General features: G+C 71.1%; 26 protein-coding genes. 9 read left to right on the top strand and 17 right to left on the bottom strand.

All coding sequences use genetic code 11. The features are described 5' to 3' along the window. Nucleotides 1–12: 12 nt before the first annotated feature. Nucleotides 13–2,973: a hypothetical protein gene (locus tag ABGB01_RS22440; protein WP_347775488.1), complete on the bottom strand. Its 2,961-nt coding sequence runs from the start codon at nt 2,971–2,973 to the stop codon at nt 13–15. A gap of 140 nt (nt 2,974–3,113) precedes the next feature. Then, nucleotides 3,114–4,100 (bottom strand): CPBP family intramembrane glutamic endopeptidase, encoded by a 987-nt coding sequence (locus ABGB01_RS22435; protein WP_347775487.1) that lies wholly within the window; start codon nt 4,098–4,100, stop codon nt 3,114–3,116. A 98-nt stretch (nt 4,101–4,198) separates the two neighbouring features. Between ABGB01_RS22435 and ABGB01_RS22430 the strand changes: the two genes are divergently transcribed. Together ABGB01_RS22430 and ABGB01_RS22425 are read left to right on the top strand one after the other, a co-directional pair. Further along, nucleotides 4,199–4,930, top strand: coding sequence for a hypothetical protein (locus ABGB01_RS22430; protein ID WP_347775486.1), 732 nt, complete (start codon nt 4,199–4,201; stop codon nt 4,928–4,930). Continuing rightward, on the top strand, nt 4,927–5,472 hold the full coding sequence (locus ABGB01_RS22425; protein ID WP_347623197.1) for a DUF6529 family protein: 546 nt from the start codon (nt 4,927–4,929) through the stop codon (nt 5,470–5,472). The genes ABGB01_RS22430 and ABGB01_RS22425 overlap by 4 nt, the downstream gene beginning before the upstream one ends. Here ABGB01_RS22425 and ABGB01_RS22420 read toward each other — a convergent pair. After that, nucleotides 5,462–6,394, bottom strand: a complete 933-nt coding sequence (locus tag ABGB01_RS22420) for a CoA ester lyase (RefSeq protein ID WP_347775485.1) — start codon at nt 6,392–6,394, stop codon at nt 5,462–5,464. The genes ABGB01_RS22425 and ABGB01_RS22420 overlap by 11 nt on opposite strands. A 50-nt stretch (nt 6,395–6,444) precedes the next feature. Between ABGB01_RS22420 and ABGB01_RS22415 the strand changes: the two genes are divergently transcribed. Then, the gene (locus ABGB01_RS22415) at nt 6,445–6,813 is read left to right on the top strand and encodes a hypothetical protein (RefSeq protein WP_347775484.1); all 369 of its coding nucleotides are present in this window, start codon (nt 6,445–6,447) and stop codon (nt 6,811–6,813) included. Here the strand turns inward: ABGB01_RS22415 and ABGB01_RS22410 are convergent. Beyond that, nucleotides 6,797–7,762 (bottom strand): DMT family transporter, encoded by a 966-nt coding sequence (locus ABGB01_RS22410; protein ID WP_347775483.1) that lies wholly within the window; start codon nt 7,760–7,762, stop codon nt 6,797–6,799. The two genes, ABGB01_RS22415 and ABGB01_RS22410, sit on opposite strands and share 17 nt — an antisense overlap. A 102-nt stretch (nt 7,763–7,864) precedes the next feature. Here ABGB01_RS22410 and ABGB01_RS22405 point away from each other — a divergent pair, with 102 nt between their 5' ends. After that, nucleotides 7,865–9,067 (top strand): CBS domain-containing protein, encoded by a 1,203-nt coding sequence (locus ABGB01_RS22405; RefSeq protein WP_347775548.1) that lies wholly within the window; start codon nt 7,865–7,867, stop codon nt 9,065–9,067. Continuing rightward, a complete protein-coding gene (locus ABGB01_RS22400; RefSeq protein ID WP_347775482.1) occupies nt 9,057–9,524 on the top strand; it encodes a DUF1003 domain-containing protein in 468 nt (155 codons plus the stop codon). Before ABGB01_RS22405 ends, ABGB01_RS22400 begins: the two co-directional genes overlap by 11 nt. Here the strand turns inward: ABGB01_RS22400 and ABGB01_RS22395 are convergent. Next, complete coding sequence (locus ABGB01_RS22395; protein WP_347775481.1) at nt 9,508–9,969, bottom strand: MarR family transcriptional regulator; 462 nt, start codon at nt 9,967–9,969, stop codon at nt 9,508–9,510. The two genes, ABGB01_RS22400 and ABGB01_RS22395, sit on opposite strands and share 17 nt — an antisense overlap. 160 nt (nt 9,970–10,129) lie before the next feature. Here ABGB01_RS22395 and ABGB01_RS22390 point away from each other — a divergent pair, with 160 nt between their 5' ends. After that, nucleotides 10,130–11,266: an Mrp/NBP35 family ATP-binding protein gene (locus ABGB01_RS22390; protein WP_347775480.1), complete on the top strand. Its 1,137-nt coding sequence runs from the start codon at nt 10,130–10,132 to the stop codon at nt 11,264–11,266. A gap of 303 nt (nt 11,267–11,569) precedes the next feature. Here ABGB01_RS22390 and ABGB01_RS22385 read toward each other — a convergent pair whose 3' ends face one another. The 4 genes from ABGB01_RS22385 to sigE form a co-directional block, all read right to left on the bottom strand. After that, nucleotides 11,570–11,932 carry a sec-independent translocase gene (locus ABGB01_RS22385; protein ID WP_347775479.1) on the bottom strand — a complete coding sequence of 121 codons (363 nt, stop codon included), beginning with the start codon at nt 11,930–11,932 and terminating at the stop codon, nt 11,570–11,572. A 222-nt stretch (nt 11,933–12,154) separates the two neighbouring features. Further along, complete coding sequence (locus ABGB01_RS22380) at nt 12,155–14,038, bottom strand: trypsin-like peptidase domain-containing protein (protein ID WP_347775478.1); 1,884 nt, start codon at nt 14,036–14,038, stop codon at nt 12,155–12,157. 167 nt (nt 14,039–14,205) lie between these two features. Continuing rightward, a complete protein-coding gene (locus ABGB01_RS22375) occupies nt 14,206–14,733 on the bottom strand; it encodes an anti-sigma factor (protein ID WP_347775477.1) in 528 nt (175 codons plus the stop codon). Nucleotide 14,734: 1 nt separating this feature from the next. Further along, nucleotides 14,735–15,367 (bottom strand): RNA polymerase sigma factor SigE, encoded by a 633-nt coding sequence (gene sigE, locus ABGB01_RS22370; protein WP_347646382.1) that lies wholly within the window; start codon nt 15,365–15,367, stop codon nt 14,735–14,737. A 185-nt stretch (nt 15,368–15,552) separates the two neighbouring features. Here sigE and ABGB01_RS22365 point away from each other — a divergent pair, with 185 nt between their 5' ends. Further along, complete coding sequence (locus ABGB01_RS22365) at nt 15,553–16,191, top strand: O-methyltransferase (RefSeq protein ID WP_347775476.1); 639 nt, start codon at nt 15,553–15,555, stop codon at nt 16,189–16,191. 6 nt (nt 16,192–16,197) lie between these two features. Here the strand turns inward: ABGB01_RS22365 and ABGB01_RS22360 are convergent, their stop codons facing one another. After that, the gene (locus tag ABGB01_RS22360) at nt 16,198–17,607 is read right to left on the bottom strand and encodes a leucyl aminopeptidase (protein ID WP_347775475.1); all 1,410 of its coding nucleotides are present in this window, start codon (nt 17,605–17,607) and stop codon (nt 16,198–16,200) included. Nucleotides 17,608–17,690: 83 nt separating this feature from the next. Then, entirely contained in the window at nt 17,691–17,858 is a 168-nt protein-coding gene (locus ABGB01_RS22355) for a DUF3117 domain-containing protein (RefSeq protein ID WP_020545024.1), read from the bottom strand. A gap of 181 nt (nt 17,859–18,039) precedes the next feature. Here ABGB01_RS22355 and ABGB01_RS22350 point away from each other — a divergent pair, with 181 nt between their 5' ends. After that, nucleotides 18,040–18,816, top strand: a complete 777-nt coding sequence (locus tag ABGB01_RS22350; protein ID WP_347775474.1) for a PaaX family transcriptional regulator C-terminal domain-containing protein — start codon at nt 18,040–18,042, stop codon at nt 18,814–18,816. After that, nucleotides 18,813–19,589, top strand: a complete 777-nt coding sequence (locus ABGB01_RS22345) for an enoyl-CoA hydratase-related protein (RefSeq protein ID WP_347775473.1) — start codon at nt 18,813–18,815, stop codon at nt 19,587–19,589. The genes ABGB01_RS22350 and ABGB01_RS22345 overlap by 4 nt, the downstream gene beginning before the upstream one ends. A 57-nt stretch (nt 19,590–19,646) precedes the next feature. On the opposite strand, the gene ABGB01_RS22340 is transcribed toward ABGB01_RS22345, so the two are convergent. From ABGB01_RS22340 to ABGB01_RS22315, 6 genes are all read right to left on the bottom strand, one after another. Continuing rightward, nucleotides 19,647–20,207 carry a DNA-3-methyladenine glycosylase I gene (locus ABGB01_RS22340; protein WP_347775472.1) on the bottom strand — a complete coding sequence of 187 codons (561 nt, stop codon included), beginning with the start codon at nt 20,205–20,207 and terminating at the stop codon, nt 19,647–19,649. Then, nucleotides 20,204–21,013 carry a hypothetical protein gene (locus tag ABGB01_RS22335; protein WP_347775471.1) on the bottom strand — a complete coding sequence of 270 codons (810 nt, stop codon included), beginning with the start codon at nt 21,011–21,013 and terminating at the stop codon, nt 20,204–20,206. Before ABGB01_RS22335 ends, ABGB01_RS22340 begins: the two co-directional genes overlap by 4 nt. Before the next feature lie 60 nt (nt 21,014–21,073). Next, complete coding sequence (locus tag ABGB01_RS22330) at nt 21,074–21,658, bottom strand: TIGR00730 family Rossman fold protein (protein ID WP_347775470.1); 585 nt, start codon at nt 21,656–21,658, stop codon at nt 21,074–21,076. 11 nt (nt 21,659–21,669) lie between these two features. Next, nucleotides 21,670–22,467, bottom strand: a complete 798-nt coding sequence (locus ABGB01_RS22325) for a TIGR00730 family Rossman fold protein (RefSeq protein ID WP_347775469.1) — start codon at nt 22,465–22,467, stop codon at nt 21,670–21,672. A gap of 249 nt (nt 22,468–22,716) precedes the next feature. Beyond that, complete coding sequence (gene dapE / locus ABGB01_RS22320) at nt 22,717–23,772, bottom strand: succinyl-diaminopimelate desuccinylase (RefSeq protein WP_347775468.1); 1,056 nt, start codon at nt 23,770–23,772, stop codon at nt 22,717–22,719. Beyond that, entirely contained in the window at nt 23,772–24,605 is an 834-nt protein-coding gene (locus ABGB01_RS22315; protein WP_347775467.1) for a 2,3,4,5-tetrahydropyridine-2,6-dicarboxylate N-succinyltransferase, read from the bottom strand. The genes dapE and ABGB01_RS22315 overlap by 1 nt, the downstream gene beginning before the upstream one ends. Nucleotide 24,606 lies beyond the last annotated feature (1 nt).

The following is a 24,606-nucleotide window of genomic DNA, read 5'->3' as shown; positions in this document are numbered from 1 at the left end:
GGGTCTCGGCTCCTACCTGCTGGCGGACAGGCTGGAGGTCCACAGGATCAGATGGTCGGCGTTGTACGTCGTCGACCGGCCGAGCGCCACCACCTCCGCCCCTGACGCGTCGGCACGCGTAACCGCCACCGCCGACAACCACTGCATGCCCTGCCCCGCCAGCCTGTCCTTCGTCAGCTCCATCCGGTTCCACGACAACCCGTCCTGCGAGGTCCAGGCCGCGCTGTCGCCCTCACCGGGGGCGCCGTGCCAGCCGACCGCCACCAGGCCCTCATCGGCCGCCGCCAGGTCGTAGACCGCCGCCGCCTGCTCCGCGGGCAGCCAGGCCGTACGCCACGTGGCGCCGTCGTCGTCGGAGGCCGCCGCGAACGCCCGCCGCGCGCCGTCCACCAGCGCCGTGCCGATCGCCACCAGCTTGCCCTGGTACGCCGTGACCCGCCGGAGCCCCGCCGAGGTGGCGCCGGGCGGGGACACCGCGTCGCGAGCGGTCCAGTTGACACCGTCGTCGGAGTGCCACACGACGCTGTTCTCCTGCTCGGCGGCGCCCGAGCCGCCCACGGCCACGAAGCCGTCGGAGCCGGCGACCGCGTCGTGGACGCGCACGCCCGAGCCGCCGTGCGGCAACTTCTCCGACCTGGTGAACTTGCGCAGGTCAGGGGTGAACCAGATGGCCGTGCTCGACACGCCCGCCTGGTCCTTGGACTCGCCCACCAGGACGTACCCCTGCTTGCCCGCGGTCACCACGTGCGTCGTCAGCGAGGGGTGGTCCTTGTCGCGGGCCAGGTCGCCGGAGACGTCGAGCCTCTTCCAGCTCTCGCCGTCGGCTGAGGTGACGAGGAGGGGGTCGGTGACGGCGACGTTCGTCTCGGTGACGCCGACCGCCAGCCAGCCCCGCTCCCCATGCGTGACGTCCTCCAGCGACTGCCTGCCCGGCCCGCCGAGGCTCATCGACTTCCAGCTCTGCCAGTTCTTGATCGTCCACAGGCCGGCGTCGCCGGACGCCGAGCCGACGGCGACGTACCTGCCGGAGAAGCTGGTCAGCGCGGTCGTCTCGCGCGCGATCCGCGACAGGCCTGCTACCTCGCCGAGCTTGACGCGCGCCGCCGCGCCGCGCGGTGGCGCGGCCATGAGCACGAGCTGGTTGTCGACGTCGGACGCCGCCTGGTCGCCGCCGGCGAACAGGGTGCCGCCGTCGGAGATCGTGAACCCGCGCAGGGTCGCGCCCCGCAGGTCCGCGAAGTCGGCCCGCTTGTCCCAGTCGCGGGCGTTCGTACTGGTCAGCACGGTGTACTTGCCGAGGCCGGCCTGCGTGATCGCCGCGACGCCGGACTTGTGGGAGATCAGCGACTCCACGCCGGGGCTCTCGCCGCTCAGGCCGCCGATGGTGCCGCACTGCTTCCACTGCGCCCCTGTCGGCGAGCAGTAGACGCGTACGTCACCCGTGACCGTGCGCTGCCGCGTCGGCACCAGGACGAACTGTTCGGGCAGCAGGCCCAGCGTCCCGGTGCGCGGCACGGCCTCGGGGAGCTGGAAGCCGGTCGCCTGCCAGTGACGGCCGCCGTCAGCCGAGCGCAGCACCCGCGATCCCTCGCCGACCGCGGGTTGCCCGATGGCCACGACCGTGTCGCCCCTGGCGACCACGGCTCTGATCTCGCGTACTTCCAGCCCTCTGGTCTCGACGCGCTCCCAGCCGGCTCCGTCGTCCGAGCGCCAGGCCGCGGGCCCGGACCCGCCGTCCTCTCCCGTCGTACGCCCCACCGCGACGAACCCCGAGGCCGTCCGGGCGATGTCGTGGATGTGATCACCGGCCCGGAACGCGGCCCCGCCCGGCTGCTCCACGGCCGTCCAGCTGAACCCGTCGGTGCTGGTCCACAGGCCGCGCTCGCCCGCCAGCCCGTCGCCGCCGCTGGCCAGCCACCGCCCGTCGCCGCCGACCACCCGCTGGACCGTGGGCGAGGAGACGCCGTGCACCTGCCCGAGCTGCCAGGTCCTGCCCCCGTCCGGCGAGAACAGGAACAGCGGGCGCGGCGTGGGGCTCGTCGTGTCGCTGCCGACGGCCACCACCGCCCGGCCCGCCGAGGCCATGTCGTTGAGCTTCTGGTTGACGCCGTCGCCCGCGGCGGGCACGGTGAACAACTCGTCTCCCGAACGCCCGGTGCCGGCCTCCAGGCGCAGGCCGGGGGCCTCGTCGCCGCTCCACTGCCACACGAGCACGCCCGCGGCCACCAGAACCGCCGCGGCCACGGTCAGCACGATGGGGGTCGCCCTGCTGCCGCGGCGTACGGGGACCGCCCTGCGGACAGCGGCCGGCGCCGGGCCCCTGTGGTGCCTGCCGCTCGACCCCTGCGGGCGGGGTGGCCCGGTGGCGACCAGGAGGTCGGGGCGCGTGGGGCGTCCCGCGGGCGGCCGTCCGACGCGCCGCACCTCCGGCTCGCCCTCCTCCGGGTGCACCTCCCGAGGCTCGGGCACCGGCTCGGTCTCGGGGGGCTCCTCGACGGGGTAGACCCGGACGTACGGGGGGATGCGGGTGCCCTGGAACGGCTCCGCCTCCTCCTCGACGGCATCCGGCTCCGGTTTCGGGGGCGGGCCGCCCGCCACGAGCTTGTCGGGGCGGTTGACGATGCGGCGGGGGCGGCGGCGCGGCTCCACCTCGGGCTCCGCCGCGGAATCCACCGTCGGCGAGCTGTACGGCCGGCGCCCCTTGGGCGGTTCCGGCGGCTCGTCCTCCGGGACGGGGGCGGCGAACGGCGGCATGTCCCAGGGTGATGCCAGCGGTAACCCCCTGGCCCGGTCGTCGGTGGGCCCAGGCGGCGCGTGGCTGATCCTGGGCTCTTCAGAAGATTGCGGTTCCGACGCCCCCTCAGAACGCGGGTCGTCGTCACCCGGCGGTCGCCGTGGCGGTTCGCTGGGGCCGGAGGCCACGCGCCGTACCTCCTCGTCGAACGTGTCGTACGGGTGGAACTCGTCGATCAATCGGGTCGTGTCCGGGCATGGGAACGGTCGAAACGACTACCTCCGGGAAACCCTCGCCGTCCCCACAGGATCCAGACCAGCATGACTCGGCCGGAATAGCGAGACCTCTCTAGCGAGATTCCCGGCACCCCGTGCCTGATTTATCCAGACACAGTGCTTATTGACCGCTTTTTGGCTAGATACAACACACCACCCGCGTAAACCGTGAGCTGCACCGCGGTCCCCAGCAGCGCCTGCCAGGGCACCGGAACGTTCGGCTGGTCGAGGGCCTCCTCCAGACTGCCGGCCGCCGCGCTCAGCCCGAAGGCGAGCAGGTTGTTCATGACGTGCAGCCCGATCGCCGCCTCCAGACCCCCCGTCCGCACCGTCAGCCATCCCATCACCGCCCCGAACACGAACACGTCGGCCAGCCCGGCCGGCTGGTACCCGTGCAACGACGCGAACAACGCCGCCCCGATGAGGATCGACCAGATCGGATTGCGCACATGCGCGCCCACCGCCTGCACGAACCAGCCGCGGAAGACGTACTCCTCGGCGGCCGCCTGGAAGGGCACCAGCAGCACGATCACGATCAGCGCCGGCAGGAAGCCCTCCCAACCGGCCCAGCCGAACATCTCGCCGCTCTCGCCCGAGGCCGACATGACGAGCATTTGCGTGCCCTGGCCGGCCGCCAGCGCCAGGACCGCCAGCCCCGCGCAGCGCGCCATCCAGGACCAGCGCAGCCGCCCGGTCACGGACGAGACCGTGCCGGGGCGGCGGCGTTGGATGAGCGCCACCGTGCCGAGCACGAGCGGGATCATCGGCGCGAGCGACAACAGCAGGACCACCAGAGCGAACTCCGGGTTGCCCGAGAGCTGCCCGCTGGGCTCGATCGTGAACGGGATGCCGGCCAGCAACGACACCAGCATGCCCGCGAACACCACCACCAGGCCGAGCGTGAAGAAGCCCGCGGCGATGATGAGCGTCCCGACGATCGCCCGCCACGGATGGGACGCGGCGGTCCTGGCCATGTGGTCGTAGCGGGCCCCGCGCGGTGTCGGCAGGAACCAGGGCTGACGTTGGGGCGGGTACGGGTAGCCCGGCGGCGGCGCGCCGTACGGGAATTGGGACCCTGGGTTTTCCTGCATCCATACATTCTGTCCGCTTGGTGCGCATTAGTTCACAGACGGCGCGCTCTTTTAGGCGGATGCTCGGGGTCGTAGGCATTCGACCCTGGGAGCAGTCCATGTCAAGGCTGGGACCTGTCATCACCCTCGCGGCGGGCGCGGTGCTCGCCGCGGGACTCGGTGTCGCCAGCATCACCGCGGCACCCGCGGCCGACAACACGGCCGCGAACACGGCCGCGGAGGCGCCCTCCGCAGAGGAGACGACCCCCGCGCAGGAGAACACCACGGAGTCGCCTCCCGCGGCGACGAACACCGCGCAATCCTCCCCCTCGCCGTCCCGCACCGAGCCCAAGAAGATCATCAGGGCCGACTACGGCGGGCGTGTCAAGGGCAACGGCGGCCTCATCGCCATCTCGATCAGGAACGGCAAGGCCATCGGCTACTTCTGCGACGGAAGGACCGAGGCCTGGTTCAAGGGCAAGGAGTCGGCGGGCGAGCTGTCGCTGACCGGCTTCGGCAGCGCCAAGGTCACGGCCGCGCTGGGAGGGGGCAAGGCCAGGGGCACGGTCGCCCTCGGCGGCGAGAAGTGGAGCTTCGTCGCGCCCACGGTCGTCAAGCCGTCAGGCCTCTACCGCGCCACCGCGATCGTCAGGGGCGCCAAGCTCAGGGCGGGCTGGATCGTCCTGAAGAACCCGCAGGGCGGCTTCACCCAGGTCGGCGCCGCCGTCCTCGGCGAGGAGCAGCTCGACATCCCGCGACTGGACGGCGAGCGGCCCACCACCCCCCTCACCGTGGACGACACCACGGTCTACCCCAAGGACGTCGACGGCTTCATCGAGGAGATGTCATGACCGCCATCCACCAGCGGCCCTCCCGCAGCCTGACCCCGCTGCTGTGGCCGCTGATCGCCGGAGGCCTGGTCGTGGTCGCGCTCGGCGTCTTCGGGCGGGCCCACACGCCCACCGGGTTCGCGGTCGGCGTGGCCGGGTTCTCCGCCGCGCTGCCGATGAAGGTCTGGCTCACCACGGGCGCGTTCGTCCTGGCGATCGTGCAGGTGGTCTCGGCCCTGTCGATGTGGGGCAGGCTCGGCGTCACCATCCCGCCCGGCGTGCACCGCTGGTCGGGCCGGATCGCGTTCCTGCTGACGATCCCCGTCGCCTTCCACTGCCTCTACGCCCTGGGCCTGCAGTACGACGTGCCCAGGGTGCTGGTGCACTCGCTGCTCGGCTGCTTCTTCTACGGGGTGTTCACCGCGAAGATGCTCGCCCTGCCCAGGCGCGGCGCGCCCGGCTGGACGCTGCCGGTGCTCGGCGGGGCGGCGTTCACGGTGCTCGTCGGGCTCTGGCTGACCTCGTCGTTCTGGTTCTTCACCGCCGTCGGCTTCAAGGTGTGAAGGAGGTCGTACGGGTCAGCCCGGCGGCCCGCCCCTTGGCCGCCACGACGAGCGCCATCTTGCGGGAGGCCTCGTCGATCATCTCGTCGCCCAGCATGACCGCGCCGCGCCTCTCGACCGTGGTGTAGTAGTCGTACGCCTCCAAGATGAGCTCGGCGTGGTCATAGTCCTCCTGCGCCGGCGAGAACACCTCGTTGGCCGCGTCGACCTGGGAGGGATGCAGCACCCACTTGCCGTCGAACCCGAGCGCGGCCGCCCTGCGCGCCACCTTCACGAAACCCTCGACGTCCTTGATCTGCAGGTAGGGGCCGTCGATCACCTGCAGGTCGTGCATCCTGGCCGCCATGAGCAGGCGCATGAGGATGTAGTGGTAGGCGTCGCCCTCGACGTAGCCGGGCGGCTGCTCGCCGACGACGAGCGTGCGCATGTTGATCGAGGCCATGAAGTCGGCCGGGCCGAAGACCAGCGTCTCCAGCCGCCGCGACGACCCCGCGATGGCGTCGACGTTGACCAGCCCGCGCGCGTTCTCGATCTGCGCCTCGATGCCGATGCGGCCCACCTCGTGGCCCATGGCCTTCTCGATCTGGGTGAGCAGCGTGTCGAGCCAGACGACCTCGGTGGAGTCCTGCACCTTGGGCAGCATCAGGCAGTCGACGAACTCCCCCGCGCCCTCGACGACCTCGATCACGTCGCGGTAGGTCCACTGGGTGGTGAGGTCGTTGACCCGGACCACCCGTGTCTTGCCCGACCAGTCGCCCTCGCGCAGCGCGGTCACGATGTTCTTGCGCGCCCCCTCCTTGGCCTGGGGCGCGACGGAGTCCTCCAGGTCGAGGAAGACCTCGTCGACGGGCAGGGTCTGAGCCTTGTCGAGGAAACGGGGGTTGCTGCCTGGCACGGCGAGCACCGAACGACGGGAGCGCATGCGCACACGGTACTCGTCCCAGGCCCCGGCTCGGCCGTACAGTCGGAGCTGTGAGCGACAACACCCCTGCGATCCAAGAGGGCGCGAAGAAGTCGGGCATCCTCTGGCTCACCCTCGACCGCCCGCGGCTGGCCTGGCACTCCTGGCACGACGGCGCTATCTACGTGGTGACGGGCGGCGAGGAGCAGCAGTTGCCCGGTCTCGACCGGCTCGACCGGGTGCGGGTCACGCTGCGCAGCAAGGACAACGGCGCCAGGCTGGTGGAGTTCGACGCCGCGGTGTCGGTCGTCGACCAGGCCTCGGCCGCCGACGCCGTGGCGGTGCTGGCGAAGGAGCGGCTCAACGCCCGCGACAGCGAGGGCCTCACCGAGCGCTGGGCCCGCGAGTGCACCGTCGTGCGCCTCACCCCGGAGCGGTGACCGCGGCCTGTTCCTCGATGAGCTGGGGTTCGGGCGCCTCCGGGGGCTGGGCGGAGGCGGTGGCGGTCTGGGCGAGCAGCGCGCCCGAGAGCACGATCAGCCCTCCCACGATCTGGAACACGCCGAGCGTCTCCCCGACCAGCGCCCAGGCGACCACCGCGCCCGCGATGACCTCCAACGACGCGACCGTGGCTCCCACGGCGGCCGACAACCGCCGCACGGCGTACATGCTCAGGATGTACGCCATCGAGGTCGCGACGACCGCCATGCAGAGGTAGGCCCCGATCACCGGCAGCGTGACGGCGCCCTCCGGGGTGGCGGAGACCGTGAAGGCCTCCCAGGGGATGTTCCAGGGCCGCGAGACCGGGATCAGCAGGACGGCCGCGCCCAGCAGACCCCAGGCGATCAGGCCCAGCGGGTCGATGTCGTCGCCAAAGCCATCGCACATCAGGAAATATCCGGCGCAGCACGCCCCGGCCAGCAGGCCGAGCAGCAGGCCCAGCGCGTCGATCCGCAGCCCCTGCCAGGCCTCGACCACGATCGCGAGGCCCACGACCGCCACGACCGCGCCGACGTACGCGGCCCGGGCGAGCCTGACCCTGCGCACGACCCGCACCCAGGCCACCACCATCACCGGCGCCATGAACTCCAGCAGCAGCGCGACCCCCACCGGCAGCCTGGTGATGGCCACGAAGTACAGGGACTGCACGCCCGCCACGCCCATGAGCGCGTAGAGGCCGAAGAACGGCAGTTTCGACCGGTTGATCCGCAGCGCGCGCGGTCTCACCACGGCGAGCACGGCTACGAGCAGCAGCCCCGCCCCCGCCATCCGCGTCCAGACGGCCTCCATCGGCGCCAGCCCGGCCGCGATGAGGTATTTGGCCATCGGCCCGGCGAACGCGAAACACCACGAGCCCACGAACGCGAGCGCCAGCCCCGCATACCTCATCGCACACCATCCGAACCGTAATGACCGTTAAGCGGGTTTGATACTGACACGTCCGGCGTACGGGGCGCAACGGGATAGCCCTGTTAGCCTGGCCACGTGCAGATCTTCGTGGGCCGGCTGCAGGGCACCCCGGTCTTCGACCCCGCCGGCGACCAGATCGGCAGGGTGCGCGACGTCGTGGCGGGCCTGCGCCTCACCCGGCGGCCCAACGTGCACGGCCTGGTGGTCGAGGTGCAACCGCGCCGCCGGGTCTTCCTGCCGATCACCCGCGTACGCCGCATCGAGGCCGGGGCCGTGGTCTTCACCGGCCGGCTCAACATGCGCAGGTTCGAGCAGCGGGCCACGGAGACGCTGGTCATCGGCGAGATGCTCGACCTCGCCGTGTCCTGCGACGACCAGCAGATGACCGTCTACGACGTGGCCATGGAGGAGGTCAAGCCGTCCACGTGGGAGATCACCAAGGTCGCGCTCCACCGGGGCCGCCGGCGCGACCTGCGGATCGTCGACTGGACCGAGGTGACCGGGTTCGACACGCTGCAGAAGGACCAGGGGGCCGCCGGTCTGATCGCCGCGTTCGAGTCGCTCCGGGCCGCCGACATGGCCAGCGCGCTGCACGGGCTGCCGGGCAAGCGCCGCGTCGAGATCGCCCGCGCGCTCAACGACGACCGGCTGGCCGACGTGCTGGAGGAGCTCCCGCCCGCCGACCAGATCGGCATCCTCGGCACGCTGGAGCCCGAGCGGGCCGCCATCGTGCTGGAGGAGATGGCGCCCGACGACGCCGCCGACCTGCTGCACGACCTGCCTCAGGAGCAGTCGGCCAGGCTGCTGGCGCTGATGGAGCCGGACGAGGCCGCCCCGGTGCGGCGCCTGCTGACATACCCCGTCGACAGCGCGGGCGGCGTGATGACCAGCGAGCCGGTGATCCTGCCGCCCACCTCCACGGTGGCCGAGGCCCTCGCCCACATCCGCCAGCAGGACCTGACGCCGGCCGTCGCGGCGCAGGTCTACGTCACCAGGCCGCCCACGGAGACGCCGACGGGCACCTATCTGGGCGTCTCGCACTTCCAGCGGCTGCTGCGCGAGCCGCCGTCCACGATTCTCGGCGGCGTGCTCGACCCCTCGATCGACCCGATCAAGCCGGAGTTCACGCTGCGCGAGGTGACCTCCTACCTGGCCAACTACAACCTCGTGGCCGCCCCCGTCGTGGACGAGCTCGGCCGGCTCGTCGGCGCGGTGACCGTCGACGACGTGCTCGACCACCTGCTTCCCAAGGACTGGCGAGAAGGGGCCGACCATGACGTCTGAACGCCTCGACCAGCCCCGTGACCTGCGGCGGTCGTTGCGGCCGCACTACGACCCCGAGGCCTTCGGGCGGCTGTCGGAGCAGATCGCCCGTTTCCTGGGCACCGCCCGGTTCATCGTCTACATGACCGTGTTCGTGGCGACCTGGGTGACCTGGAACGTGGCCGCGCCCGATCACCTGAAGTTCGACCCGTACCCGTTCATCTTCCTCACGCTGATGTTGTCGCTGCAGGCCAGCTACGCCGCGCCGCTGATCCTGCTGGCCCAGAACCGCCAGGACGACCGCGACCGCATCCAGTACGAGCAGGACCGCGAGACGGCCGAGCGCAACCAGGCGGAGATCGAATATCTGACCCGCGAGATCGCCGGGCTCCGCCTGGCCCTGAACGAGGTGGCCACCCGCGACTATCTGCGCTCCGAGCTCGGACGCCTGCTGGAGGAGCTCAGGGAGCGCCGGTGATGTCGAGCTTGGCGAGCATCGACCGCACCTCGCCGATCTCGTCAGGGCCCAGCATGTCGAGGAACTGGGTCCTGATGCCGCGCAGGTAGGTCGGCGTCGCCTCGGCCAGCCTGGCCTCCCCGCGCTCGGTCAGCACCGCGAACAACCCGCGCGCGTCGTCGGCGCAGGCCTCCCTCGCCACCAGGCCGTCGCGCTGCAGCCGGTCGATGAGCCTGGTCAGCCCGCTGCGGGAGAGCAGCACGCGCTCGGCGAGATCGTTCATGCGCAACCGCCACTCCGGCGCCTCGGCCAGCTGCATGAGCACGTCGTACGAGGCCAGCGGCAGGTCGTGGGCGACCAGCAGCTCCGCCTCCAGGTGACGGGTGATGCGCACCTGGGCCCGCTGCAACATCCGCCAGACCGCCAGCTCGTCGGCGGTAAGGCCTTCGTGGCGCAGAAGAGTCACGGAGTAACCTTAAGACGTTGTTGCACGAACATCTAACAGCTCGGATTAACCCAGCGAGGCCGCCGGTTCATACGATGGAGGGGCATCCTCACTGGCGTCCAGCGCCTGTCACACATATACCGACAAAGGAGGGACGGCACTCCCTCGTGCCGAGACTTCGATGGCACTAACCCAGGAAAACGTGACGGCCGCTCTCGCCACCGTCATCGACCCCGAGATCCGCCGCCCGATCACGGACCTCGGCATGGTCAAGAGCATCGAGATCGCTTCCGGCGGCGCGGTGCGCGTCGGCGTCTACCTCACCGTGGCCGGCTGTCCGATGAAGGACACCATCCGCCGCGACGTGAAGAACGCCGTCAGCAAGCTCGACGGCGTGACCGACGTGCAACTCGAGCTCGACGTGATGAGCACCGAGCAGCGCAAGGCCCTGCAGACCAAGCTGAGAGGCGACCGGGGCCCGGAGAAGGAGATCCCCTTCAACCAGCCAGGCTCGCTGACCCGCGTCTTCGCGGTGGCCAGCGGCAAGGGCGGGGTCGGCAAGTCGTCCGTCACCGTCAACCTGGCCGCCTCCATGGCCGCCGGCGGCCTCAAGGTCGGCATCGTCGACGCCGACATCTACGGCCACAGCGTGCCCCGCATGCTGGGCGCCGCCGAGAAGCCCACCAAGGTCGAAGACATGATCATGCCGCCGGTGGCCCACGACATCAAGGTCATCTCGGTCGGCATGTTCAAGCCGGAGGGCAACACTGCGGTGGTGTGGCGCGGGCCGATGCTCGACCGGGCCCTGCACCAGTTCCTCGCCGACGTCTACTGGGGCGACCTCGACGTGCTCCTGCTCGACCTGCCCCCGGGCACCGGCGACATCGCCATCTCGGTGGCGCAGCGGCTGCCCTCGGCGGAGATCCTGGTCGTGACGACGCCCCAGATGGCCGCCGCCGAGGTGGCCGAGCGCGCCGGCTCCATCGCCGCGCAGACACACCAGCAGATCGCCGGCGTCATCGAGAACATGGCCTGGCTGCCGTGCCCCCACTGCGACGAGCGCATCGCGGTGTTCGGCGAGGGCGGCGGCCAGACGGTCGCCGACGCGCTGACCCGCATCCTCGGCGCCAGGGTGCCGCTGCTCGGCCAGGTGCCGATCGACCTGCGGCTGCGCGAGGGCGGCGACGAGGGCAAGCCCCTGGTCCTGACCGACCCCGACTCGCCGGCCGCCGCGGAGCTGCGCTCGATCGCCGGCGCCCTGAGCAAGCGCTCCTCGAGCCTCAAGGGCCTCCAGCTCGGTCTCGCACCCCGCGGCTGACCCCCGACCCCGCCGCCCGGCCCGCGCGTGAGCCGCTGACGTTCGAGCGCGGATCGGGCGGCCGGTCGCGGTCCGCTCCATCGACGACACGCCGGCGTAGGGCGTGGCCAGGACACGGCGGGCGACCCGGACCGGCGCGGCCGCACGCCCAGACGCCGACGACCGGCCTCAGCACACAGGGCCACGCCCCGGCTCCACCACGGATGCGCATCACCCAAGGCAAGGGCGGGACCGTCGTCGGCAGGCGTGCTCGCTCCGGGGGCCAGGAGGCATCGCCGGATGGAGTCGTGAGGGCGGGTGTCGTCAGGTGGCTTCGGAGTCGTAAGGGGGAAGTTCGCCGTAACCCAGCTCGTCCACCGGGTCGGACGTGGCGGGGGCCGTGGTCGTCGACTCCAGCTCGCGCGGCTTGTTGTTCCAGTCGTCCTCGATGTCGTCGAGGAGATGCTTGCGGACGAACGTGCGCGGGTTGAGGTCGGCGGGGTCGAAGTTCGAGAACTCCGGGCCCAGCCCGGCACGCAGGTCGTCACGCGCGTTGGTGGCCATGCGCCGCAGGTTTCGCAGCGTCCGGCCCGCCTGCGAGGCGGCCTGAGGCAGTTTGTCGGGGCCGAAGACGAGCAGCGCGATGACGATCAGCGCCGCGAATTCCCCCCACCCGAGTCCGAACACCGTGAGCTCCTACCGCAGTCCAACCTCTCCGAGGACAACCCCGGCCTATCCACAGACTAAGGGCTCTCCGGCCTAGGTCGGTCGCCGCCCCATGGTCATTTCTGTGCGAATCCCGTGCCCAGCCGCCCGATCCGCCTCCCGCGCGCCCGCCCGGTCTGCCACCTGCCAAGGAACGATCGGCTGCTGTGGAGGAGCAGCCGATCTACCCACGATGGAAGGCCCTCAGGACGGGGTCGGGGCGGGCTGGTCGTCGGCCTCGACGGTCAGCGTGGCGTTCTGCTCCTGGCCGGCGCGCTGGAACTTGATGTTGATCGTGGAGCCGGGCGTCTTGCTGCGGATGAGCGCGATCAGCTCGTTACCGTCCTGCAGCGCGAGCCCGTCGATCTCCAGGATGACGTCGCCCGCCTTGAGCCCCGCCTTGCCTGCGGGCCCGTCGGCGTCGACCGGCTGCTGGCCGCCGACCGGCTCGGAAGCAATGCGTACGCCCTGGCCTTTGTAGTCGCGGTCGAGAAGGATGCCGATCTTGGGACGCTTGGCCTTGCCGGTGGCGATCAGCTCTTCTGCCACCCGCCGCGTCTGGTTGACGGGGATCGCGAAGCCCAGGCCGATGCTGCCGCTCTGGCTGTTCAGCGAGCGGCTGAGGGTGGCGATCGCCGAGTTGACCCCGACGACCTCGCCGCGGCCGTTGACGAGCGGTCCGCCGGAGTTGCCGGGGTTGATGGCGGCGTCGGTCTGAATCGCGCTGATGTAGGCGGGCTCCTCGGAGCTGGCGCCGGTGTCGTCGCCCGCGATGACCGGGCGGTTGAGCGAGCTGACGATGCCGGTCGTCACCGTGCCGGTCAGGCCCAGCGGGGAGCCGACGGCGATCACGGGGTCTCCGACCACGACCTGGTCGGAGTTGCCGAGGGTGATCTCGGGCGTGCCGAACGTGTCCTCGGGCTTGATCACGGCGAGGTCGGAGCCGGGGTCGCGGCCGACGATGCGGGCCGAGGTGGTCTTGCGGTTGTTGAACATGATCCTGATCTCTCCGCCCTTGGCGGCCGGGGAGACCACGTGGTTGTTGGTCACCACGTAACCGTTTTTGATCACGAAGCCGGATCCCGAGGCGCCTTCGGTGGCCATGCCGTTGCCGGCCTCGATGGAGACCACGCTCGGCAGCACCCGGGCCGCCACGCCCGCCACCGAGTCGGGGGCCCGGTTGGTGGCGCCGGTCGGCACCGGGCCCAGGCTGTAGCCGGGGTCGTTGTCGCTGGCCGGCTTGGTGAGCAGGTAGGTGCCGACGCTGCCGAGCAGGGAGGCCACCAGGGCGATGACGACGGCGGTCGAGATGAGAAAGCCGGTGCTCGGGATGCGGCGCGGCCTGCTCCCGTGGCTGTGCGCGCCCGAGGGCGGCGGCGCCCAGCCCGCGCCCATGCCGAGTGCCTGGCGCGGAGGCGGCGGTGGCGCGCCTCCGTAGGAAGGCGGGCCGCCGAAGAGCGGGGCTTCGTACGCCCGCGTGCCCCCGTCAGGGCGGCCGAACGCGAGGTTCTCCTGCGTGCCGCCATCGGGACGGCCGTAGCCGCCCTCACCGCCGTCAGGACGGCCGTAACCGCCCTCGCCACCGTCAGGACGGCCGTAACCGCCCTCACCGCCGTCAGGACGGCCGAACGCGGGGTTTTCCTGCGTGCCGCTTTCGGCGAGCCCGAAGAACGGACCGTCATGGGAGCGTGAGTCCCGATCGGACGGCGGGCCGCCGTAGGGGCGCGCGCCCGGCTCGGACGGCGGATCGTCATGGGAGCGGGCGCCCGGGTCGGGCGGGCCGAACGAGGGTGCACCGGGCCGCGACCCGGAAGTGTCCGGCGCGGCCCCGCCGTCGGTGGGCGAGCCGCCGTACGGGCGGCCGTCGTACGGGCGGCTGTCGTACGGGCGGCTGTCGTACGGTGGCGTGCCGGAACGTTCGGAACGGCCCGACGGGTCGCCCCAGGAGGTGCCGAACGAGGCGGGCGGCTCGGGCCGCTTGCCTTCGTGCTCGGGAGCGTCATCCGCGGGCAGGAAGTCCGGCCGCCCCTGTGGCTCGGGGTAGTCCGACGTCGTGCGTCCTTCGTTGGGGCGCGTCTCGTCGGTCATCTAAGTCTCACCACTCCTTGGCTCGGCCACCGCAATCCTCGCTCTTGCGGCATACGAGGGTCATAAAGCATTTGTCAGGAATCGCCTGTGACAAATCCCGAACCCAGATCGTATGCCCCGCGCGTCGTTGACTACGCCACCCCAAGTATCCCAGGCATGGTGCGATCTCAAGGTGTGGCGGTGGAGGGAGCACTCGTCGGCGAGTTGCGATCGGGCTGCTGGAAGAGCTCGACCGGGGGCGCGGGGTTGCTCTGGCCCACGCCGGTGGCTGCGAAGAACGTGCCGAGCGCGACGGCCGCGGAGACCACCCCGACCGCCACGTAGGTCGTGCGCCGCCTACCACCGCGCCCAGGGCCCGTGGCCCCACCAGCGGCGTCCCGGCGCGGGCGGTTGTCGAGAGGCGCGATGCTGTGCGGCCCAGGGATGGGCACCCCGCCGAAGGTGCGGGTGGGGAAAGGGCGCTCCCTCGGGGGCAGCGGCCCTCCCGGCTCCGCCATCCGGAGCAGGGACATCGTCAGGTCGGCCGGCATCGCGGGATCGTCGAGCGAGCGCAGGCGCGACTTCAGCGCCCGCATCGACTCGACCTCTCGCCGGCAGTCAGCACAGAAGGTCAGATGGGCGAGCGCGCGCTCGCGTTCGGTGTGGTTGAGCTCCCCGTCGACAAGCGCGGATACGCGTTCTCCAAGATGAGCCATATCAGTTTTCCTCCCCACGGGTCACGGTCGGGGGGAGTTGAGAATTACGGGGGGCTCGATGGTCGAGCGCCTCCCGCAACTGCGCCCGGCCACGGTGAATCCGGCTTCGGACCGTGCCCAGCTTGACGCCGAGCGTGGCCGCGATCTCTTCGTAGGACAGGCCCTCGATGTCGCAGAGCACGATCGCGGCCCGGAACTCCGGGGCGAGCGCGTCGAGGGCGGCCTGGATGTCGGGCTCCAGATGAGCGTCGTCGAGCGCCTGGGCAGGAGACGGCTCACGACCGCGCAGCCGCTCGGCGGCGTCGTCGGCCAGCCCCTCGAACCTGATGCGCTGCTTGCGCCGCGCCATGTCGAGGAACAGGTTGGTCGTGATCCGGTGCAGCCATCCCTCGAAGGTGCCGGGGGTGTAGCTCGACAACGATCTGAAGACCCGGACGAAGACCTCCTGGGTCAGGTCTTCCGCGTCGTGCACATTGCCGGTCAGCCGGTACGCCAGCCGATACACCCGTGCGGAGTGGGTCCGCACCACTTCCTCCCATGTGGGAGGAGTCCAGTCAGACGACACCGGAGTATCTGTCTGGTGGTCGCTTTCGTCCACCAGAACTCCTCTCTCTGGGACCACCGCTACCGCCATAGTGCCTGGTTTCGTCCCTCCGTGCGCACTGCCTGCCTTCCGGACCGGCAAAGCCCGTTTAAACCTGCAACGCCTCAGGTCCCTCCTGAGTTCCCGTCCCGGCGTGTCTCCCATAGGCTGCGATCGACACCAATCACGTGTATGACCTTTTGCGACGATCGCACGAAAGTGGGGGGAGGCGGCCGATGACCACTCCGGTGGAGGCCACTCTGGCCTATGCGGAGCAGTTCCATCATGAGGATGAGATCGTGCACGCTGCGCGGCAGCGCGGGCTGGAGATGGGGGCCACGCCCATCCTTCCCGGTGGCGGGGCGGCCTTGTGCTTCCTGGCCACCGCGGTCAACGCCAAGTCCGTCGTCGAGATCGGCACGGGCTGCGGCGTCTCCGGTCTGTGGCTGCTGCGCGGCATGCGCAGCGACGGCACGCTGACGAGTGTCGACGTCGAGCCCGAGCACCAGCGACTGGCCCGGCAGGCGTTCGCCGAGGCGGGCTTCTCCGGCGGGCGGGTGCGCCTCATCTCGGGCCGGGCGCTCGACGTGCTGCCACGGCTGTCGGACGGCGGCTACGACATGGTGTTCGCCGACGGCGCCAAACACGAATACGCCGACTACCTCTCCGAGGCGGTCCGGCTGCTGCGCGTGGGCGGCATCGTGGCCTTCGACAACATGTTGTGGCACAACCGGGTGGCCGACCCGGCGCAGCGTGACCCCGAGACGGTGACGCTGCGCGAGGTGGGCAAGCTGGTGCAGTCGGACGACCGGCTCCGCTCGGTGCTGATGCCGCTGGGCGACGGCCTGCTCGCCGCCATCAAGATCGCCGACTGACGCCCGTCAGGTGCGCGTGAGCCACTCCAGGAGCACGCGCACGCCGAACCCCGTGGCGCCCTTGCTCAGCGTGCCCTCGTCGACCGTGCTGCGCCCGACACCGGCGATGTCGAGGTGCGCCCACGGCCGCTGCCCCGCGAACTCCCGCAGGAACAACGCCGCCGTGATCGACCCGGCACCGAACCTCGACCCGGACTCGACGTTGCTGAGATCGGCGATCGGCGACTTCAGCGCGGGCACGTAGTCCTCGATCAGCGGCATCCGCCAGAGCCGGTCGTCCGCCGTCTGACCGGCGTCGACGAGCTGCTTGGCCAGCGCGTCGTCGGTGGAGTAGACGGCACCCACGTTGCGCCCGAGCGCGACCGTGATCGCCCCGGTCAGCGTCGCGACGTCGACCACCGCGTCGGGGTCGAGGACGGTGTCGGCGTAGGCGAGCGCGTCGGCCAGCACCAGGCGCCCCTCGGCATCGGTGTTGAGCACCTCGACGGTGCGGCCGCCGTAGTGCTTGATGACGTCGCTGGGCCGCTGCGCCGTGCCGGACGGCATGTTCTCGGCGGCCGCGACCAGCCCGGTGACCCGCACCGGCGCGCCCAGCCTGGCCAGCGCGCCGAGCACGGCGATCACGGTCGCGCCGCCCGCCATGTCGGTCTTCTGGGTCTTCATGTTGTCCGTCGGCTTCAGCGACAACCCGCCGGAGTCGAACGTGATGCCCTTGCCCACCAGCACCACGTGCCGGTCGGCCGGCTGCTCGGGCGTGTAGGAGAGCTGGATGAGCCGGGGCGGGCTGGCCGAGCCGCGGCCCACGGCGAGGATGCCGCCGAAGCCCTCGGCCTGGAGGCGCTCCTCGTCCCACACCTTGACCGGCAGGCCGCTCTCGGCGGCCCGCTCGGCGAGCCAGGCGGGGTTCTTCACCGAGGACGGCGTGTTGGCCAGGTCGCGGGCGAGCGCCACCGCCTGTGCGACGACCTGCGCGCGGCGCACCTGAGCCTCGTCGGCCCCTGCGAACGCGAGCGTCCGCACGGCCGGCTTGCCCACCTTGCCGATCTTGTACGAGTACGCCGCCAGCAGCGCCGCCTCAGCGAAGGCCGCCACGTCGCCGCCGGGCGTCACCACGGTCAGCGTGTCCTTGCCCTTGACCCTGCGCGTCAGCGCCGCACCGGCCCGGCGCAGCGCGCGCGGGGAGCCGTCGCCGACGCCGTAGAGCAGCACGCGGCCCACGCCGCCACCCCGTGCCACCGGGACCTCGACGACCTCTCCAGCCTCCCCCTTGGCCTCGTAGTGTGCCAGCAGGTCGGGCACGGGCAGGTGCAGCTCGACCGAGTGCGCTGGGGTGAGGTCAGAGGTGTAGGGGACGGCCAGCAGCTCGGGATCGTCGGAAACCTCGGCGACCACCGACGCAGTGGTCTCTATGGGCACGGAATCTCTCCTCGAACGTCAGCGACCCTGGCGCCGGATTATCGCCAGGGTCGTAGAACCAAAAAGGTGTCTCTCGGGAGCGCTCAGCCGACGACGTTCTTCAACGCCTCGCCGAGCGCCTTGGCCTCGTCGGCGGAAATCTCCACGACGAGCCGGCCGCCACCTTCCAGGGGGACCCGCATGACAATGCCGCGCCCTTCCTTGGTGACCTCGAGCGGACCATCGCCGGTCCGCGGCTTCATCGCCGCCATGCGTGTTTCCCTTCCTGCCTTGGGCTCCCGCGGCCCGCGATTTCCGACCGCCCATCGGGGGTGGTCGGCGCATTCACGTCTTCTGTGATGTCCTATTCTCCCGCATCGAGAGCGCTCATGGGTAACGATCTCCTCCCAGAATGCGTTGTCGAGGTCGGCGATCGCGTCCAAACTGGACTTCGTGCACGCTCGCGCCGCTCTGTTCGACCTCTATGGAGACCACCTGCGCTCGCGCGGTGGGCAAGCCACCGTGGCCGCTCTCGTCCGGCTCATGAAACCCCTGGAGATCGCCGCTCCCGCCGTGCGTACGGCGGTTTCGCGCATGGTCCGGCAGGGCTGGCTGCAACCGGTCAGGCTCCCTCAGGGCCCCGGCTACGGGCTGACGCCGAAGTGCGTCAGGCGCCTGGATGAGGCGGCGCTGAGAATTTACCGAGCCGGAACGCTGATCTGGCACGGCAGGTGGCATCTGATCGTCTTCGAGCCGGTCAAGGACCGCCCTCGCAGGGAGCGGCTCCGCGCCGATCTGACGTTCCTGGGTTACGCCGCGCTGTCGGAGACGGCCTGGATCGGCCCACGCTCGTCGATCGAGCTGGACAACCTGCTCGAGAGCGAGGGCGTGCGGGCCGACAGGTTCGACTCGGCGCTGGAGGGCGACCCCCGCGAGCTCGTCGCCAGGGCGTGGGATCTGGCCGCCATCGGCGAGGCGTACGAGCATTGGCTGGCCGAGGCTGACACGCTGATCAGCGGGCTCCCGGAGAGGGCACCGGCCGACCAGGTGTTCGCCACCAGGAGCAGGCTCGTGCACGGCTGGCGCAACTTCCTGTTCCGCGACCCGGGGCTGCCGCCCGAGCTGCTGCCCGCCGGCTGGCCTGGCGAGAAGGCCAGGGTCTACTTCGAGCAGGAAGCCACCCGGCTGTTGCCCGCAGCCGCCGCGTTCGTCGACAGGGAGTTGCTTTGATCCGCTATGACGTGGCCGACGCCGTCGCCACCATCACCCTCGACCGTCCCGACGCTATGAACTCGCTGACCGCCGAGACCAAGCAGGCCCTCCTCGACGCGCTGCGCCGGGCGGCGGCCGACCCCGCGGTCAGGGCCGTCCTGCTCACCGGCTCGGGGCGGGCCTTCTGCGCGGGCCAGGACCTGCACGAGCACGCCGGCAACCTGGAGGCGGGCCGCGGCCTGGCCGACACCGTACGCGAGCACTACAACCCGATCGTGGAGCTCATCACCACCATGGGCAAGCCGGTGGTGGCCGCCGTCAACGGCGTCGCGGCGGGGGCGGGCGCGTCCCTGGCCTTCGCCTGCGACCTGCGGGTGGCGTCCGACAGGGCCAAGTTCGCGCTGGCGTTCGCGGGCATCGGGCTGGCGCCCGACTCGGGCGCGTCGTGGACGCTGCAGCGGCTGGTCGGCCAGGGCAGGGCCGCCGAGCTGATGTTGCTCGGCGAGCCTGTCGACGCGGCCCGCGCGCTGGAGCTGGGGCTGGTCACGCGCGTGGTCCCCCCGGACGACGTGCTGAAGACCGCGCGGGAGCTCGCCGGGTCGCTGGCTCAGGGCCCGACCGTGGCGTACGCCGCCACCAAGCGGGCGCTGGCGTACGCCGCGACGCACGCGCTGCCCGACTCGCTGGCGCTGGAGGCCGACCTTCAGGACGCGTGCGCCGCCACCCGCGACCACCAGAACGCCACCAGAGCCTTCCTCGCCAAGGAACGGCCCACGTTCGAGGGCACCTGACGGGCGCGCCCGTCCTTCCGCCGCCCGACGGGCGCCGCCTGTCGGGCGGCGGCCGTGTCAGGCCGGTCGGCGTGAGCGTGCCAGGCAGCCCTCGATGTGGTCGTTGACCAGGCCGATGGCCTGCATCAGCGCGTACGCCGTGGTCGGGCCGACAAAGGTGAAGCCGTGCCTCTTCAGCTCCTTGGCCAGCGCCTTGGAGCCGGGGGTCATGGCGGGCACGTCGGCCATCGTCCTCGGCACGGCCGCGTCGGGCTCGGCGAAGCGCCACACCAGGTCCGACAACCTCTCGGGCAGCTCGAGTGCGGCCCTGGCGTTGTTGATCGCGGCCTCGATCTTGGCCCGGTTGCGGACGATGCCGGGGTCGCCCAGCAGCCGTTGGGCGTCCTGCTCGGTGTACGCGGCGACCTTGACGATCGAGAATCCGTCGAAGGCGGCGCGGAAGTTCTCCCTCTTACGCAGGATCGTCAGCCACGACAGGCCCGACTGGAACGCCTCCAGCGCCACACGCTCGAAGACCGCGTCGTCACCCTTGACCGGGCGGCCCCACTCCTCATCGTGGTAGGCGAGGTACGTCGGGTCGGCCATGCCCGGCCAGGTGCAGCGGATCGGCTCCGTCACGACCGATCGTCTCCCGGTGTGGAGCGCGCGGGTGCCTCCGCCTCTCCCCGAACCTCCCCGGCCACCGGCTCGCTGCCCATCTCCTCGCCACCCGTCTCCGTGCCGGTCGTGTCCGCCTCGATCGGCTCGGCGGGCGGCTCTTCCCGCTCGCCGTCGCGGGTCACGTCTTGCGGGCCTTCGCCGTCCGGGGGCACGCCCTCCGGCTGGTCCGCGCGCTCGCCACCGTCCGCGGCCCCGTCGCCGGTGCCGTCGCTGGTGCTGGTGCCGGTGCCTTCCCGGGACTCGTGCCCGGCCGGCGAGGCGCCGTTGGAGGCCTGCTCGACGGCGGCATCCCGAGGAGAGACGCGCCACTGCGCGTACTGCCCCTCCGCGTCGTCGTCCCAGGGCCCTCCACCGGGCACCGGGTCGCCCGACTCGGGCAGCTCCCTGTAGGTGGCAGGGGCCTGCGGCGCGTGGTCCGTGCGCAGACCGGCTCCCGGCGCGGCGTGGCTCTCCTGCCGCGCGTACAGCCGGCTCGACAACAACTCGGAGACGCGCTGCTCCAGCACCGCGATCCGGGTGTCACGGGCGCTGATCGCGCTGGCGGCCCTGCGCAGGGTCTCGTCGACGCTCTGCGTGTGGTAGCCGACCAGGTTGACCGGCAACTGCAGCGCCATGAAGTCGACCGCCGTGAGCTGCGCGGGCTCGGGCAGTTCGAGAGGCGGCACGTCCGGCGGGAACTCGGTCAGCTCACCGCCCCTGCCTAGGGAGACCAAGACCACGCATGCCAAGATGGCGATCGCGGCGATGGCGAGTACGACCAGCACATTGGCATCGTACTCATACGGCGGGGCTCGTTCAGCATCACCGCAAGCAGCGCAATCCGGTCAGCCGGTCGCCTCGCCGAGTTCGGCGACGCTGGGCCGCACGGGCTGCGAACGGGCTTCGAGGTGGGCGAACGCCTCGTCCACGGTGGACGTCCAGGAGATCGCGTCGAAGACGTCGGCCCGGGTGAAGCCCTCGTCGTACATGGTGCTGACGAGGGTCTTGAGCGGCTCGTACAGGCCCCAGGGGTCGAGGATCACCAAGGGGCGGTCGTGGAGGCCGAGCACGCGCGCGGTCCAGATCTCGAAGAGCTCCTCCAGCGTGCCGATGCCGCCCGGCAGCACGAGGAAGGCGTCGGAGCGGGCGTCCATGACGCCCTTGCGCTCGCGCATGCCGTCGGTGACGACCAGCTCGTCGGATGCCTCGTCGGCCACCTCGATGTCCACCAGGACCTGCGGGATCACACCGACCGTGCGCCCGCCGGCGGCCCGGGTGGCCGAGGTGACCGCGCCCATGCAGGAGACGGTGGCACCGCCGCTCACCAGCGTGTGGCCGCGCTTGGCGAGCTCGGTGCCGACCTGCCGGGCCAGCTCGATGTATTTCGGGTCGATACGCAGGCTGGAGGCACAGAAGACGCAGATGTTCACGAAGGGTCAGCCTATTGGGGCTCTGCGGGCTGGGCGGCGGCGGACGCCAGTTCTTCCTCCTGCTGCCTCGACCGTGCCCGGTCGGCGTCGGCGATGATGCGCACGGCCTCGTCGACGTCGTCGGTGACGGTGATCAGATCGAGGTCCTGGGGCGCGATCTTCCCGGTGCCGAGCAGAGAGGCCTTGACCCACTCGAGCAGCCCGCCCCAGAACTCGGTGCCCACCAGCACCACGGGGAAGGAGGTGACCTTGCGCGTCTGCACCAGCGTGAGCGCCTCGAACAGCTCGTCGAGCGTGCCGAAGCCGCCGGGCAGGGCGATGAAGCCGCAGGAGTATTTGACGAACATCGTCTTGCGCACGAAGAAGTAGCGGAACTCGATGCCGAGGTCGACGTAGTCGTTCATGCTCTGCTCGAACGGCAGCTCGATGCCGAGCCCGACCGACACCGCGCCGTCCACGTCGCGCGCGCCCCGGTTGGCGGCCTCCATGACGCCGGGCCCGCCGCCCGTGATGACGGCGTAGCCCGCCTCTGCCAGCGCCCGGCCCAGCCGGCGACCCTGCGTGTAGTCGGGGGACTCCTCACCGGTGCGCGCCGAGCCGAAGACGGTGACCGCCCGCGGCAGTTCGGCGAGCTGGCCGAAACCCTCCACGAACTCGGCCTGGATGCGCAGCACCCGCCACGGGTCCATGTGCACCCAGTCGGAGGGCCCCTGCCGGGCGAGCAGGCGCTGGTCGTGCGTGGAGGTGGGGACGAGGCGACCGCGGACGACGGCCTGCCCCTGACGGCGTTCCCGACGTGACTGTTCCATGCGGGTCACGCTAGTCGCCTTCGGGCGCGGCCGGTTCCACCTCCGCTCGGCGGCCTGAGCCGTACCGTGCCGGCGGACGGAGGTGCTTGTCGGGACAGAACCGCAGGTAAGCGCCTTGACACCGGTCAATAAAAATTCTTGGAAGAAGCAGGGAACCGAATTTCGACTCCCCCGCGTCTAACTGCCGAGGGTGCTGCTCGGGACTGAAAGTGGTCTTCCCCGCCAAATGGCCGGCGAGGAAGGCCACTTTCATGTGGACAGCCATTCGAGCATGGCCCGCTCGCTCTCGACGATCTTCGTCAGCGACACGTGCTCCCCCTGCTGGTGCGCCAGGTTCGGATCGCCGGGCCCGTAGTTGACGGCGGGCACCCCCAGCGCGGAGAAGCGGGCGACGTCGGTCCAGCCCAGCTTGGCGCGCGGCGTGCCGCCGACCGCCTCGGTGAAGGCCGCCGCCACCGGATGTGTCAGGCCCGGCCTCGCCGCGGGCGCGGCGTCGACGAAGGCCACCTCGAAACCGTCGAACACCTCGCGTACGTGCTCCTGGGCCCGCTCGATCGACAGGTCGGGCGCGAAGCGGTAGTTGACGGTCACCACGCACTGGTCCGGGATGACATTGCCCGCGACCCCGCCGCGCACGCCGACCGCGTTCAGCCCTTCGTGGTACTGGAGACCGTCGACCACCGGCCGCCGCGCCTCGTACGTGTTGAGCCTGGAGAGCACCGGCTCGATCCCGTGAATGGCGTTGACCCCCAGCCACGACCTGGCGCTGTGGGCACGCTTGCCCGTCACGGTGACCTCGGCGCGCAGCGTGCCCTGGCAGCCGCCCTCGATGACGCCGTCGGTCGGCTCCATCAGGACCGCGAAGTCGGCCGCCAGCCAGCCGGGGTGGTCTCTGGCGACCCTGGTGAGGCCGTTGCGCTCGGCCTCGACCTCCTCGCAGTCGTAGAAGACGTACGTGATGTCCCTGCCCGGCGCCGGGACGGCCGCCGCCAGCTTGAGCGCTACCGCCACGCCGGCCTTCATGTCGGACGTGCCGCACCCGTACAGCAGGTCTCCCTCCACCCTGCTCGGCAGGTTGGCGGCGACGGGGACGGTGTCGAGGTGCCCGGCGATCAGCACCCGCTCGGAGCGGCCCGCCTGGGTGCGGGCCACGACGGTCTCCCCAGACCGGTCCACCTTCAGGTGGGGCAGCGCCGACAGCGCCCGCTCCACCTCGTCGGCCAGCCGCCGCTCGGCGCCGCTGACCGACTCGATGTCCACGATCGCGGCGGTGAGCGCGCGTACGTCCTGCGTCAGGTCAAGCATCAGGTGTTCACTCCGTGTTCGCGCAGCACCTCGTTGAGCGCCGCCTTGTCGTGCCGCTGCCCCGGCTCCAGGTATTTCAGCACGAGCACGCAGGGCAGGCCGAACGTGCCGCCGGGGAACTCCTTCTGGCGGGTGCCGCTGACCGCCACGCACCACGCGGGGATGCGGCCGCGGGCGACCTCTTCGCCCGTCCGCACGTCGATCACGGGGATCGAGCCGGAGAGGATCGTCCCCGCGCCGACCACCGCGCCCTGCCCGACCCGGGCGCCCTCGACGATCATCGCCCGGCTGCCGACCAGCGCGTCGTCCTCGACGACGACCGGGACGGCGCCGGGCGGCTCCAGCACGCCACCGATGCCCACCCCGCCGGACAGATGCACGTTTTTGCCGATCTGGGCGCAGGATCCGACCGTGGCCCAGGTGTCGACCATGGTGCCCGCGTCCACGTACGCGCCGATGTTGGTGAACGACGGCATCAGCACCACCCCGGGCGCCAGGTAGGAGCCCCACCGGGCGATCGCCCCCGGCACCACCCGCACCCCGTCGAACGAGCTCTTGAGCGGGTGTCTGTCGTGGTGCTGGAAGTCACCCACCTGCGAGCGGGCCATGCCGAGCACCGTGAAGCTGAGCAGGATCGCCCGCCTGGCGCGCTCGTCCACGACGACGTCGCCGTCGATCAGGCGGGCCGCCCTGGCCTCGCCCTTGTCGAGCAGGTCGACAGCGCCGACCACCACGTTGCGCGCGTCGACGTCGGCGGGCGACAAATCCGCCCTGCGCTCCCACAACTCGTCCACCACCGGCGAGATCGGTGACGAGGTGCTCACGTGACTCATG

Source organism: Nonomuraea sp. B5E05 (genome assembly GCF_039880665.1).
Classification (GTDB): domain Bacteria; phylum Actinomycetota; class Actinomycetes; order Streptosporangiales; family Streptosporangiaceae; genus Nonomuraea.
This window is presented reverse-complemented; position numbering and strand designations above follow the sequence as displayed.